This is a genomic window from Saccharopolyspora sp. NPDC002686 (genome assembly GCF_040295745.1).
Lineage (GTDB): Bacteria > Actinomycetota > Actinomycetes > Mycobacteriales > Pseudonocardiaceae > Saccharopolyspora > Saccharopolyspora oryzae.
The window spans coordinates 1-13,106 of record NZ_JBEOVY010000218.1 but is presented as its reverse complement, the minus strand read 5'-3'; the positions used below and the strand labels follow the sequence as shown (position 1 = coordinate 13,106).

The 13,106-nt window shown below is 70.8% G+C and carries 11 protein-coding genes and 1 riboswitch; of the genes, 3 read left to right on the top strand and 8 right to left on the bottom strand.

Translation table 11 applies throughout. The features are described 5' to 3' along the window. Nucleotides 1–37 precede the first annotated feature (37 nt). From gcvP to ABTZ89_RS25310, 7 genes are all read right to left on the bottom strand, one after another. Nucleotides 38–2,923 (bottom strand): aminomethyl-transferring glycine dehydrogenase, encoded by a 2,886-nt coding sequence (gene gcvP, locus ABTZ89_RS25340; protein ID WP_351048977.1) that lies wholly within the window; start codon nt 2,921–2,923, stop codon nt 38–40. Nucleotides 2,924–3,096: 173 nt separating this feature from the next. Then, nucleotides 3,097–3,197, bottom strand: a riboswitch (glycine riboswitch). Nucleotides 3,198–3,286: 89 nt separating this feature from the next. Beyond that, nucleotides 3,287–3,856, bottom strand: coding sequence for a MerR family transcriptional regulator (locus ABTZ89_RS25335; protein ID WP_270953837.1), 570 nt, complete (start codon nt 3,854–3,856; stop codon nt 3,287–3,289). Nucleotides 3,857–4,127: 271 nt separating this feature from the next. After that, nucleotides 4,128–4,604, bottom strand: a complete 477-nt coding sequence (locus ABTZ89_RS25330) for a bifunctional nuclease family protein (RefSeq protein WP_270953834.1) — start codon at nt 4,602–4,604, stop codon at nt 4,128–4,130. Between the two features lie 402 nt (nt 4,605–5,006). After that, a complete protein-coding gene (garA, locus tag ABTZ89_RS25325) occupies nt 5,007–5,465 on the bottom strand; it encodes a glycogen accumulation regulator GarA (RefSeq protein WP_270953833.1) in 459 nt (152 codons plus the stop codon). Nucleotides 5,466–5,583: 118 nt separating this feature from the next. After that, on the bottom strand, nt 5,584–5,970 hold the full coding sequence (gene gcvH, locus ABTZ89_RS25320) for a glycine cleavage system protein GcvH (RefSeq protein ID WP_270953832.1): 387 nt from the start codon (nt 5,968–5,970) through the stop codon (nt 5,584–5,586). A gap of 174 nt (nt 5,971–6,144) precedes the next feature. Further along, a complete protein-coding gene (gene clsA, locus ABTZ89_RS25315; RefSeq protein ID WP_502949597.1) occupies nt 6,145–6,846 on the bottom strand; it encodes a cardiolipin synthase ClsA in 702 nt (233 codons plus the stop codon). Nucleotides 6,847–7,009: 163 nt separating this feature from the next. Further along, on the bottom strand, nt 7,010–7,249 hold the full coding sequence (locus tag ABTZ89_RS25310) for a hypothetical protein (RefSeq protein WP_270953831.1): 240 nt from the start codon (nt 7,247–7,249) through the stop codon (nt 7,010–7,012). Nucleotides 7,250–7,631: 382 nt separating this feature from the next. On the opposite strand from ABTZ89_RS25310, the gene ABTZ89_RS25305 reads away from it, so the two are divergent. After that, a complete protein-coding gene (locus ABTZ89_RS25305) occupies nt 7,632–9,509 on the top strand; it encodes a propionyl-CoA synthetase (protein WP_351048971.1) in 1,878 nt (625 codons plus the stop codon). Nucleotides 9,510–9,518: 9 nt separating this feature from the next. Here ABTZ89_RS25305 and ABTZ89_RS25300 read toward each other — a convergent pair whose 3' ends face one another. Continuing rightward, complete coding sequence (locus ABTZ89_RS25300; protein ID WP_270953829.1) at nt 9,519–10,424, bottom strand: LysR family transcriptional regulator; 906 nt, start codon at nt 10,422–10,424, stop codon at nt 9,519–9,521. Between the two features lie 74 nt (nt 10,425–10,498). Between ABTZ89_RS25300 and ABTZ89_RS25295 the strand changes: the two genes are divergently transcribed. Both ABTZ89_RS25295 and ABTZ89_RS25290 read left to right on the top strand, forming a co-directional pair. Continuing rightward, a complete protein-coding gene (locus tag ABTZ89_RS25295; protein ID WP_351048968.1) occupies nt 10,499–11,356 on the top strand; it encodes an EamA family transporter in 858 nt (285 codons plus the stop codon). Between the two features lie 89 nt (nt 11,357–11,445). Next, nucleotides 11,446–13,032 carry a beta-N-acetylhexosaminidase gene (locus ABTZ89_RS25290; protein WP_351048965.1) on the top strand — a complete coding sequence of 529 codons (1,587 nt, stop codon included), beginning with the start codon at nt 11,446–11,448 and terminating at the stop codon, nt 13,030–13,032. Nucleotides 13,033–13,106: the final 74 nt, after the last annotated feature.

Sequence of the window (13,106 nt, the reverse complement as noted above, 5' to 3'; positions counted from 1 at the left end):
GGTCGACTTCGTGCGAAGTCGACCGCCACCCGACGGCTCAGGACTGGTAGGCGTCCAGGGGCGGGCAGGAGCAGACCAGGTTGCGGTCGCCTCGGGCGCCGTCGATGCGGCGGACCGGCGGCCACACCTTCGCCACGTCGGTGCCCAGCGGGTAGGCCGCCTCCTCGCGGGAGTAGGCGTGGTCCCAGTCCTTGGCCAGGCACTCGGCCGTGTGCGGGGCACCGACCAGCGGGTTGTCGTCGGCCGGCCACTGCCCGGCGACCACCTTGTCGATCTCCGCGCGGATCGCGATCATGGCCTCGCAGAAGCGGTCCAGCTCGGCCAGGTTCCTGCTCTCGGTCGGCTCCACCATCAGCGTGCCGGCCACCGGGAACGACATGGTCGGCGCGTGGATGCCGTAGTCGGCCAACCGCTTGGCCACGTCGTCCACGCTGATGCCGCTGGTCTTGCTGATCTGGCGCAGGTCCAGGATGCACTCGTGGGCGACGAACCCGCCCTTGCCGGTGTAGAGCACCGGGAAGTAGTTGTTGAGCCGCCGCGCCACGTAGTTGGCCGCCGCGACCGCGGTCAGCGTCGCGCGCCGCAGCCCGTCGGCACCCATCATCCGCACGTAGGCCCACGAGATCGGCAGGATCGAGGCGCTGCCCCACGGAGCCGCGCTGATCGGGCCCACCCCGGTCTCCGGGCCGGCCGCCGGCTGCAGCGGGTGGTTCGGCAGGAACGGCGCCAGGTGTTCGCGCACGCCGATCGGGCCGACGCCCGGGCCACCGCCGCCGTGCGGGATGCAGAACGTCTTGTGCAGGTTCAGGTGCGAGACGTCGGAGCCGAACTTGCCCATCCGGGCCAGGCCGATCAGCGCGTTGAGGTTCGCGCCGTCGACGTAGACCTGCCCGCCGGCGTCGTGCACGAGACCGCACACCTCGCGCACGGTGTCCTCGTAGACGCCGTGCGTGGACGGGTAGGTGATCATGATCGCGGCGAGGTCGTCGGCGTGCTCGGCGACCAGCTCGCGCAGGTGGTCCAGCTGGATGTTGCCCTGCTCGTCGCAGCGCACCACGATCACGCGCATCCCGGCCATGACCGCGCTGGCCGCGTTGGTGCCGTGCGCGCTGGCCGGGATCAGGCACACGTCCCGGTCGGCCGCACCGCGGCTGCGGTGGTAGGCGCGGATGGCCAGCAGACCGGCGAACTCGCCCTGGCTACCGGCGTTGGGCTGCAGGCTCACCGCGTCGTAGCCGGTGACCTCGGCCAGCCAGGTCTCCAGGTCCTTGACCAGCGACAGCAGGCCCTCGGCGTCCTGGGCGGGCGCGAACGGGTGCAGCGAACCGAACTCCGGCCAGGTGATCGGCTCCATCTCGGCGGTCGCGTTGAGCTTCATCGTGCACGACCCCAGCGGGATCATGCTGCGGTCCAGCGCGACGTCCTTGTCCGACAACCGCCGCAGGTAGCGCAGCAGCGAGGTCTCCGAGTGGTGGGTGTGGAACACCGGGTGCGTCAGGTACTCGGAGGTGCGCAGCAGCGCCTGCGGAAGCGCGTCGGAGGTCTGCGCGTCGAGCTCGTCGACGTCCACGCCGTCGATGCCGAAGGCCTGCCACACCGTCGCCAGGTTCGCGCGCGTGGTGGTCTCGTCGCAGCTGATGCCCACCTGGTCGGCGTCGATGCGCCGCAGGTTGATGCCTCCGCGCCGCGCCGCGGACACGACCTCGTCGGCCCGCCCCGGCACCTTGACGACGACCGTGTCGAAGAAGTCCTGGTGCAGCACCTCGACACCGCCGCGCCGCAGCTGCTCGGCCAGCACGGAGGCCATCCGGTGCGCGCGGGTCGCGATCGCCTTCAGCCCGGCCGGACCGTGGTAGACGGCGTACATCGACGCGATCACGGCCAGCAGGACCTGCGCGGTGCAGATGTTGCTGGTCGCCTTCTCGCGGCGGATGTGCTGCTCGCGGGTCTGCAGCGCCAGGCGGTAGGCCTTGCTGCCGTCGGCGTCGACGCTCACACCGACCAGCCGACCGGGCAGCTGCCGCTCGAATCCCTTGGCCACGGCCATGAATCCGGCGTGCGGGCCACCGAAGCCCATCGGCACGCCGAAGCGCTGGGTGTTGCCGACGACCACGTCCGCGCCGATCTCACCGGGCGCGCGCAGCAGCGTCAGGGCCAGCAGATCGGACGCCACCACGACCTTCGCGCCGCGCTCGTGCGCGTCGGCGATGAGCTGCTCGTGGTCGCGCACCGCACCCGAAGCGCCCGGGTAGGACAGCAGCGCGCCGAAGAACTCGCCCTCGGGCAGCCCCGCCGACAGGTCGGCGACGACGACCTCGATGCCCAGCGGCTCAGCGCGGGTCTGGATGACCGCGATGGTCTGCGGCAGCGTGTCGGAGTCGACCAGGAAGCGCGGCGACTTGGACTTGCCCGCGCGGCGCACCAGCGTCATGCCCTCGGCCGCGGCGGTCGCCTCGTCCAGCATCGACGCGTTGGCCACCGGCACCCCGGCCAGGTCGGCCACCATCGTCTGGAAGTTCAGCAGCGCTTCGAGGCGGCCCTGCGAGATCTCCGGCTGGTACGGCGTGTACGCGGTGTACCAGGCCGGGTTCTCCAGCACGTTGCGCAGGATGACCGGCGGGGTCGTGGTGCCGTAGTAGCCGAGCCCGATCATCTCGGTGTGCGGGTGGCAGCGGCGCGCGAGGTCGCGCAGCTCGGCGAGCGCAGCGGTCTCGGTGGCCGGTTCCGGCAGCGCCAGGCGTAGGTCGTCCTCGCGGATCGCGTCCGGCACCGCGCTGCGGCCCAGCTCCTCCAGGGAGCCGACGCCGATCACGTCGAGCATGCGGGCCAGTTCGGCCGGGGACGGCCCGACGTGCCGGTCGGCGAACGGCGTGCCGTGCTCCAGAGCGGCCAGGGGGATGCGGTCGTGGGTCACGTCGGACATCGCCAAACCTCAATCATCGCGGCGAACACAAGGGCGGCAGTGCAGCCAGTACTGCGCTGCTCTCCCCCTCTGTCACCGTCCGCGAAGCGAACGCCTGAGAGCTTCACCCGGGGACCGGGCTTGCACCGTCGGCGGGTGGTGCCAGCGATGGCACCGCCTCTTTCCAGAGGTATCTCGCCCGTGCGGTCCAGGTGGCCTGAGAGGTTGTCGGGGAGGTTTGCTCCTTCGGCGCCGACCGCGGCTAGGCCGGGCCGGACTCTCCCGCACGGGGTCGGCGATGTGTCGCAGCCTACCCGATCAGGCGGCCCGAACGGACCTCCGATGCGAGCTGCGGCACAGTCTTCCGATCTTGGCCGGGGCTGGTCAGCCGGTCTCGGCCTGGCGGTCCCGGCGGCGGCGGGACAGCTCGTCCTCCGCCTGCACCATCTCACCGCCGTCGGCCCGCTCGGCCGGGAACTCGTGGATGGTGCCGCTGATCTCGCGCATCGCACCGCTGACGGCGATGCCGAACACGCCCTGGCCACCCTGCAGCAGGTCGACCACCTCCTCGGGAGAGGTGCACTCGTAGACCGTCGTCCCGTCGCTGAACAGGGTCAGCCGCGCCAGGTCCTCGACGCCGCGGTTGCGCAGGTGCTCCACCGCGACCCGGATGTTGTGCAGCGATACCCCGGTGTCCAGCAGCCGCTTGACCACCTTGAGCACCAGGATGTCCTTGAACGAGTACAGCCGCTGCGAGCCGGAACCGGCCGCACCGCGGATCGACGGGCCGACCAGCTTGGTGCGCGCCCAGTAGTCCAACTGGCGGTAGGTGATGCCGGCGATCTGGCAGGCGGCCGGGCCCCGGTAGCCGACCAGTTCATCCGGCAGCGAGGCGTCTGGGAACAGCCCACCCTGCTCCGCGGCAGCATCCCCGTTGGACGCTTCCTCGACCACGCCTGCCTCCCCTCGTCCGGCTTGCCGCCGACGACGATCACCAGCGCCCGAATCGGTTGCGATCAGGGCCGCGAACACCCCGCCGACGGCCAGCGGTGCAGCACCGCCGCATCGGCAGTTCACCCGCTGAATCACATCGGGGCAATTTCGCGTAACCCGACGGTATGCCTGCCTCGCGAGGAGGTCAACGCGACGCGCGGGCGCCGGGACGACCCGGCCCCCGCCTGCAGGTGCGAGCGGGGGCCGGGTCACATCTCGGGTCTGCGGTGCGTCAGGTGTCCGCGCCGCGGAAGTCCTCGGGAGAGACGGAGTCGAGGAACTCGCGGAACTTCTCCACCTCGTCCTCCTGCTCGTCCGGGATGATCAGCCCGGCTTCGTCCAGCACCGACTCGTCGGCGTGGATCGGCACCCCGATGCGCAGCGCCAGCGCCACCGAGTCGCTCGGTCGCGCCGAAACCCGCACGTCCCCGTCGAACACCAGCTCGGCGAAGAAGGTGCCTTCCTGCAGATCGGTGATCCGCACCTGCTCCAGATCGCGCCCCAGGGCGCCGATGACGTCCTTGAGCAGGTCGTGGGTCAGCGGCCGCTGCGGTCGCACGCCCTGCTGCTCGAGCGCGATGGCCGTCGCCTCCACCGAGCCGATCCAGATCGGCAGGTAGCGCTCGCCGTTCGCCTCGCGCAGCAACAGGATCGGCTGGTTGGCTGGTAGTTCCACTCGCACGCCGACGACGCGCATCTCGCTGCTCATCGTCACATCGCCTCCTCCAGCGCGCCGAAGCGTGACATCCCCGTCGAGGATCGCGCACCGACGCCTCCGACGCTACCCGCGATACGGCGGCTACGCCCAATCCCTCCGGCGGCCTGGTCGACCACCGCTGTCGCGGCTTGCCCGCTCGGGCACCTGATCCGAACGCCGGGTCCGAACCGCTGGCTGAGCTCGTCATCGAGCATTACCAGCACGATACACCGCTGCGGTCCCTCGGGACCGCTGGAAATGAAGCCGCTGGAACGGGAAAACCGGTTGCGGCGTCGAGAAATTCCCCCGCCGCGGATGTCATCGACCCCGGTCGCGCAAGTACCGCGACGCGCCAGCGGGGCGACGCCTCGTCGGCGCCGCCCCGCTGGCGGGTCGGAAGTCGAATCCGGCGGCTCAGCGGCCGCCGTCGATCGGCCCGGTCAGGAAGACCAACCGGAACTTGCCGATCTGCACCTCGTCACCGTTGGCGAGCACCGAGGTGTCCACCGGTTCCCGGTTGACGTAGGTGCCGTTGAGGCTGCCGACGTCGACCACCACGAAGTCGTTGCCCTCGCGCCGGAACTCTGCGTGCCGGCGGGAAACCGTGACGTCGTCGAGGAAGATGTCGCTGTCCGGGTGCCGTCCCGCGCTGGTGGTCTCGCGGTCCAGGAGGAACCGCGAACCCGCGTTGGGACCGCGCTTGACCACCAGCAGGGCGGACCCCGCGGGCAGTGCGTCGACCCCGGACGCGGCGGCGGGCTCCGGGGCCGGGCTCTCGGGGCTTTCCTGCTCCGAGAGGAAGGGCCTGAAGACCGAGGTGGTCTCCGGTGACTGCTCTGGCGGAACGTCGCCGTAGCCGCTGTTCTGGCTCACCTGAGCTCTCCTCCACGCGGATAGATCGTGCCAAGTAGGTACCCAACGTACCGTGCCTGGGCAGGCGCGGGACGCGGGACTCCCGACATTCTCGTCGCCGACCCCGACAGATCGACGATCATGCCTGGTCGATCACCTTCTGATAGGCCTCGGCGTCGAGCAGACCGGCCAGTTGGTCCGGTTCGGCGAGCTTGATCTCGACCATCCAGCCGTCACCCTGCGGGGCCGAGTTGACCAACTCCGGTTGGTCCTCGAGCCCGTCGTTGCGCGCGGTGACCTCACCGGTGACGGGGGCGTAGATGTCCGAGACGCTCTTGGTCGACTCGACCTCGCCCATGGAGTCCCCGGCGGCGACCTGCTGGCCCACGTCCGGCAGCTGCACGAACACCACGTCGCCGAGCTGCTGCTGGGCGTAGTCGGTGATCCCGATGCGCACGGTGTCCTCGCCGGTGCGCTGGACCCACTCGTGCTCTTCGGTGTACTTGATCTCGTCCGGGGCCGCCACGTGGTCCCGCCTTCCTCGTCCGCTGCTACTTGGATCACCGATCGCGCACTGCGGGCGTGATCGGCTCGGCGAGCGTATGCACCGCGCAGCACCGCCCGCAAGACGGCTCGCGGCGGCGCGGGAGGAGTGCGCTGTCGGCCGAATCGACGTCAGCCATTCAGCGCAGGCGAGATCTCAGGCTGTTCTCGAACGCGCTTGGTGGACCGCCGCCACGACCTGGCCGAGGTAGAGGATTCCGGCCCACAGGTACAGCGCGCCGCCCCAGCAGGTGAAGGCGTAGGCGATCGGACGCACCACTTCGGACAGCGGGAATTCCTCCTGCACCAGCAACAACAGCGGGAACGCGTACATCAGGCAGAACGTCGCGGCCTTGCCGAGGTAGTGCACTTCGGGCGGCTCGTAGCCGTGCCAGCGCAGCACCGGCAGGCACAACGTCAGCACCACGTCCCGCAGGACCAGTGCGGCGGCGACCCACCAGGGCACGACGTCCCGGAGCACGAAGGCGATCAGGGTGGCGATGATGTAGAGCCGGTCGGCGGCCGGATCGAGGAGTTCGCCGAGGCGGCTGTACTGGTTCAGCCAGCGGGCGAGCTTGCCGTCGAGCCAGTCGGTGGCCCCGCTGATCACCAGCACCAGCAGGGCGAGCAGGTCGGCCTTCGGGCCGAGCAGCAACCACAGGAACAGGGGTACTCCGGCGAGGCGGAGCACGCTGAGCAGGTTCGGCAGTGTCCACCATGGATCGGCCCACACCCCGGCGGCGGCTTCGCGGATCCGGGCTATGCCGGGATCCGGGCGGCCATCCTGCGGGTGGCCGGAGTTGTCCCCGTGCCCTCCGCTCGTGGTGTTCTCCGTGGTGCGCTCGGCGTCCTGCACCACGAGCCTCCCCTGAATGGTTGTGCGTACTACCCCAGATGCACGGATGCGCATCCCCTCGGGGTCAGGATCTCACATTCGGCGCACAACACACTTGGCGGCCGGACTCCCCCGCGCTTCGAGCAGATCGGGCGGGGCGCGCGGCGGGAGTCCGGAGCCACCACGACTAGGAGGCCGGGGTGCGGCTCCAACCGCGGCGGCAGAGCTCGGCATCGGTGAGGAACCGCGCCCGCCCGCGGTCGTCCACGCCGGCCCAGGGAGCGCCGGCAGCGCCTTCGCGCACGTAGGAATGTCCACCGCTCCACACCACGCTGCAGGGCGCGGTGGGAAGGTCGGCCGTGGTGGCCGTGCGGGATTCGAACTGGGCGGTGGACGCCTCGGCGGACCGGGCCGGTTCCGTGCTCATCGTTGCAGCACCTCCGTTTTCTGATTCTGTTGTCGGCGCGCGGCGCCTTTTTGTTAGCCCGATCTCAGACTCGCTCCCGATTGTGATCCAGCACGCACTCCACGTCGCGCCGAATCGGTTTCGCAGCGCCCAGCGGACACGTTCCGTCGCCGAACTGCACTCCGCGACCAGCCGGGCACTACGTCCGGCCGAACTCGGCGGTACCGCTCGGCGGTCAACGGCCGTTTCCGGTGTGGCAGAACGTGTTCCGGGTGCGGCAGAGCACCAGCGCGACGTGCGTCGTCCCGGGGTTCCGACGCTCTGCCGGCGAAACCCTGGCGCCCGGGGTGGTTGTGCGGTAGGACGTCAGGCAACTGGCGGCGGACGCGGGAGGTAGTTGGTCATGGGTGCGTATGCCGAGGCCCACCGGCGGAGTTTGACCGACCCGGAGGGTTTCTGGCTCGACGCGGCGAAGGCGATCGACTGGGTGCGCGAACCGTCGCGCGCCCTCGACGGCGACGCCGACCCGTTCTTCCGCTGGTTCCCCGACGGGGAGCTCAACACCTGCTTCAACGCGCTGGACCGGCACGTCCGCGACGGCCGCGGCGACCAGGACGCGCTGATCTGGGATTCGGCGATGACCGGTCAGGTGCTCCGCTGGACCTACCGGGAGCTGCTGGAGCGGGTGGCGCTGTTCGCCGGGGCGCTGCGAGCGCAGGGCGTGGAGCGCGGTGACCGCGTGGTGCTCTACCTGCCGATGATCCCCGAGGCGGCGATCGCGATGCTGGCCTGCGCCCGCATCGGCGCGGTGCACTCGGTGGTCTTCGGCGGTTTCGCGCCGAAGGAGCTCGCCGCGCGGATCGAGGACGCCCGGCCCACCGTGGTCGTCGCGGCGTCCTGCGGGCTGGAGCCGAACCGGGTCGTGGAGTACAAGCCGATCGTCGACGAGGCGCTGCGGACGACCGCGCACCAGCCGCGGCGGGTGATCGTGCTCCAGCGCGAGCAGGCCCGCGCCGAGCTCGGCGAGCGGGACGTTGACTGGGACGACGCGCTGGCGCAGGCCGAACCGGCCGAGTGCGTCCCGGTCAAGGCGACCGATCCGCTGTACGTGCTCTACACCTCCGGCACCACCGGCCGCCCGAAGGGCGTGGTGCGCGACAACGGCGGGCACGCGGTGGCGCTGCGCTGGTCGATGGCCAACATCTACGACATCGGTCCGGGCGACGTCTTCTGGACCGCCTCCGACGTCGGCTGGGTGGTCGGCCACTCCTACATCGTCTACGCGCCGCTGCTGACCGGGGCGACGACGGTGGTCTACGAGGGCAAGCCCGTCGGCACGCCGGACGCCGGCGCGTTCTGGCGCGTCATCGCCGATCACGGCGTCAAGGCGCTGTTCACCGCGCCCACCGCGTTCCGGGCGATCAAGCGGGTGGATCCGGACGCCGAGCTGCTGGCGGAGCACGACCTGTCGAGCCTGGAGACGTTGTTCCTGGCCGGTGAGCGGCTGGATCCGGAGACCTACCACTGGGCGTCGGAGAAGCTCGGCGTGCCGGTCATCGACCACTGGTGGCAGACCGAGACGGGCTGGCCGATCTGCGCGAACCTGCGCGGGATGGAGCCGATGCCGGTCAAGCCGGGGTCGCCGACGGTGCCGGTGCCGGGCTACGACGTGGTGGTGCTGGACCAGGCGGGCGACCCGCTGCCGCCGGAGACCGACGGTGCGATCTGCATCCGGCTGCCGCTGCCGCCGGGCACGCTGCCGACGTTGTGGGGCGCCGACGAGCGGTTCCGCGAGTCGTACCTGTCGCGCTACCCCGGCTACTACCTCACCGGCGACAACGGCTACGTCGACGCCGATGGGTACGTGTTCGTGATGGGCCGCACCGACGACGTGATCAACGTGGCCGGGCACCGGTTGTCCACCGGTTCGATGGAGGCGGTGCTGGCGGCGCATCCGGCGGTCGCCGAGTGCGCGGTGATCGGGGTCCACGACTCGTTGAAGGGCCAGGTGCCGCGGGGGCTCGTGGTGCTCAAGTCCGGTGTGGACATCGATCCGGAGAGGCTGCGCGCGGAGCTGGTCGCGGCGGTGCGCGAGCAGATCGGGCCGGTGGCGGCGTTCCGCGAGGTGGCGGTGGTCGACGGGCTGCCGAAGACTCGCTCGGGCAAGATCCTGCGCAAGTCGATGCGCGAGATCGCCGACACCGGCGAGACCAAGGTGCCCTCGACCATCGAGGACCCCGCGGTGCTGGACCGGCTGCGCCCGGCGCTGCGCGGCGAGTGATCGGAGGTCTCAGCCGCGCAGCCGGTCCCGCGCGACGTCTTCCAGCGCTTGGAGGACGGCGGCGATGGCCGGTTGCGCGCGGCTGCCCCTGCGCACGCAGGTGAGGATGCTCCGCGACGGCGCCGGCTCGTCGCGGAGCGGGATCCGCACCACCCGGTGGTCCGGTGAGGTGGTGGCCAGCCGGGGCAGCAGGCAGATGCCGAGCCCGCTCGCGACCATCGCCAGCACCGAGTTCCACTCCGCCGCCCCGTGCGCCACCCGCGGGGCGAACCCGGCTGCTGCGCACGCGACCTCGATCAGCTGGAACTGGTCGTGGTGCGGCTCGATCCAGGTCTCGTGCGCGGTCTCGGCCAGCCGGACGGCATCGAGCTCGGCGAACGGGTGGTCCGCGGACACCACGAGGTCCTGCGGGTCGTCGAGCAGGACCTGCTGGTCGAACCGCGAGTCGTCCAGCGGCGGGGTGCCCGCCACGGGCAGGACCACCAGATCGGTCTGCTCGGCCAGCAGCAGGCGCAGGCTGTCGTCGATGTCGGTCTCCCGCAGCTGCACCTCCAACCGCGGATGGGAGTCGCGGAGCCGCGCGGCAGCGGGTGCCAGCAGCGAGCCGAAGCTGGTCGCGAAGCCGCCCACCCGGACCTGGCCCACCGCACCGGCGGAATGCGCGGCCAGATCGGCGCGGGCCTGCTCCCATTCGGCAGCGATCGCATCGGCGTGTGCCAGCACGATGTGCGCCGCGGGGGTGAGCCGCACTCGTCGGCCTTCCGGCCGCAGCAGCTCGGCGCCGATCTCCCTGGACAGCAACCGGATCTGCTGGGAGACCGCCGAGGGCGTCAGGTAGAGCGCCCGCGCGGTCGCGGTCACGGTGCCCTCTGCCCGGAGTACGCGCAGGACCTGGAGTCGTCTCAGGTCGATCATTGAGGCGATTCTGCACAGTTGCGGGCTGAAATGCGAGATGGACCTGAAGTGGTGGCCCGCCCCAGGCTTCAGGTGTGCAGTCACCCACACCAACGCGCCCGCATCCGGTCGCCGTGCCGCCGTTCGCGCTCGTGCTCGGCGCCGTCGTCAGCGTCCAGTTCGGGCAGGCCTTCGGGAAGCAGCTGTTCGCCGTCGTGGGGCCGCTCGGGGTCGCGGGCGTGCGGCTGTCGCTGGCGGCGCTGTTGCTGCTGGTCCTGCGTCGACCTCGGATCCCCACCGACTGGCGCTCGCGCGGTCTGATCCTCGCGTTCGGGGCGGCGATCGCGACGATGAACGTCGTCTACCTCGCGCTGGCGCACCTGCCGGTGGCTGTCGCCAGCACGCTCCAGCTGCTCGGCCCGCTCTCCGTCGCGCTGCTCGGCTCACGACGTCCGCGCGACGTGCTGTGGGCGGCGCTGGCGGCGTCGGGGGTGTTCTTGTTCTGCGGCCCGGTCAGCGCACCACTGCCCGCCATCGGGGTCGGGCTCGCCCTGGTGTCGGCGGCGGGCATGGGCAGCTACCTCCTGCTGAGCCACCGCATCGGCGCGATCAGCGACGACGGCTCCCCGCTCGCGCTCGCGGTCGCATGCGCCGCCGTGCTCGTGCTGCCGTTCGGGATCTCCGAGTCCGGGACAGCACTCCTCTCCCCCACCGTGCTGCTGGCCGGGCTGGGAATCGCGGTGCTCTCGGCGGTCGTGCCGTACTCGCTGGAGCTGGCCGCGCTGCGCCGGATTCCACCGCGGGTCGTCGGGGTGCTGCAAAGCCTGGAGCCCGCGACCGGCGCCTTGGCCGGTCTGCTGCTGCTCGCCGAACTGCTGTCCCCGATCCAGCTCGTCGCGCTGGGCTGCGTCACCGCGGCTTCGATCGGCGCAGTGCTCACCCGGGACCGCTGAGGTCGTCCGATGCGTCCGTTCGGAGGCTCCCTCGACCAATTTTGGTCTATACCTTTGTGTCCGTTCCCGACTCCGAGGAGCGAACGCACATGACCTCAGGACCGACTCGACCGACGGTGCGCAGGACCGCGCTCGCCGTCGTGGCCGGTGCGCTGGTCGCCGGGACCGCGGTTCCGGCGACCAGCGCACCCGCCGTGGAGAACTCCGCGATGGACAACATCATCCCCGCCCCGGAATCGGTGCACCCCGACCCGGCGACGACCTTCGAGCTCTCCGAGCAGACCTCGATCCGGGCATCCGGCGACGCCGCCGAGGTCGGCGAGTACCTCGCCGGGGTCCTGCTACCGTCGACCGGGTTCCCGGTACCGGTCAACGGCGACGAGCTCGGCACCGGTGGCATCTCGCTGGAGCTGGACGACGGTGCCGGGCTCGGCCCGGCCGGCTACCGGCTGCAGGTCACCGGCGAGACCGTCGACCTGCGCGCCGCCAGCGCCGAAGGGCTGTTCAACGGCGTGCAGACGCTGCGCCAGCTGCTGCCCGCCGCGATCGAGAGCCCCACCCGGCAGCCCGGGCCGTGGACGGTGCCCGGCGGCGAGATCGTCGACCAGCCGCGGTTCGAGCACCGGGCCGCGATGCTCGACGTGGCGCGGCACTTCTTCACCGTCGACCAGGTCAAGCGCTACGTCGACCAGATCGCCCGGTACAAGATGAACCGGCTGCACCTGCACCTGACCGACGACCAGGGCTGGCGCATCCAGATCGACAGCTGGCCGAAGCTGGCCGAGTACGGCGGCAGCACCGAGGTCGGCGGCGGTCCGGGCGGGCACTACACCAAGCAGGACTACACCGAGATCGTCGAGTACGCCGCGTCCCGGCACATCACGGTCATCCCCGAGATCGACATGCCCGGGCACACCAACGCCGCGCTGGCCTCCTACGCGGAGCTGAACTGCGACGGCGTGGCGCCACCGCTCTACACCGGCATCGAGGTCGGGTTCAGCTCGCTGTGCGTCGAGAAGGACGTGACCTACCGGTTCGTCGAGGACGTCATCCGCGAACTGGCCGAGATCACCCCCGGCCCCTACCTGCACATCGGCGGCGACGAGGCGGACTCCACCACCGACGAGGACTACAAGGCGTTCGTGTCACGAGTGCTGCCGATGGTCGAGAAGTACGGCAAGACGGCGGTCGGCTGGCACGAGTACGGCAAGGCCGGGCCGCAGGGCGAGTCGGTGCTGCAGTACTGGGGCACCACCGACTCCGACCCGCTGCTGAACGAGGCGGTGGCCCGCGGCAACAAGATCCTGGTCTCCCCGGCGAACAAGTCCTACCTGGACATGAAGTACGACGAGAACACCCCGCTGGGCCTGCAGTGGGCCGGCTTCATCGAGGTGGCCGACGCCTACGGCTGGGACCCGGGCAGCTACCTCCAGGGCGTCCCGGAGGAATCGGTGCTGGGCGTCGAGGCCCCGCTGTGGTCGGAAACCCTGGAGAACTCCGATCACATCGAGTTCATGGCCTTCCCCCGCCTACCGGCCATCGCCGAACTCGCCTGGTCCCCGAAGGGGACCCACGACTGGAACTCCTTCGCCCAACGCCTGTCCACCCACGGCCCCCGCCTGGAGGCCGCCACCACCAACTACTACAAGTCCCCCCAAATCCCCTGGACCACCTGACCCCCAGCCCCAAGCGGCTCCCCCGTGGGACCACAGTTTCAATCGAAACAGTGGTCCCACGGCGTGTGCAAAGG

Coding starts and splice junctions, on each gene's coding strand:
- gcvP (WP_351048977.1), bottom strand. CDS start 2,923: ATGTCCGACGTGACCCACGACCGCATCCCCCTGGCCGCTCTGGAGCAC.
- ABTZ89_RS25330 (WP_270953834.1), bottom strand. CDS start 4,604: ATGAGCAGCGAGATGCGCGTCGTCGGCGTGCGAGTGGAACTACCAGCC.
- ABTZ89_RS25310 (WP_270953831.1), bottom strand. CDS start 7,249: ATGAGCACGGAACCGGCCCGGTCCGCCGAGGCGTCCACCGCCCAGTTC.
- ABTZ89_RS25305 (WP_351048971.1), top strand. CDS start 7,632: ATGGGTGCGTATGCCGAGGCCCACCGGCGGAGTTTGACCGACCCGGAG.
- ABTZ89_RS25300 (WP_270953829.1), bottom strand. CDS start 10,424: ATGATCGACCTGAGACGACTCCAGGTCCTGCGCGTACTCCGGGCAGAG.
- ABTZ89_RS25290 (WP_351048965.1), top strand. CDS start 11,446: ATGACCTCAGGACCGACTCGACCGACGGTGCGCAGGACCGCGCTCGCC.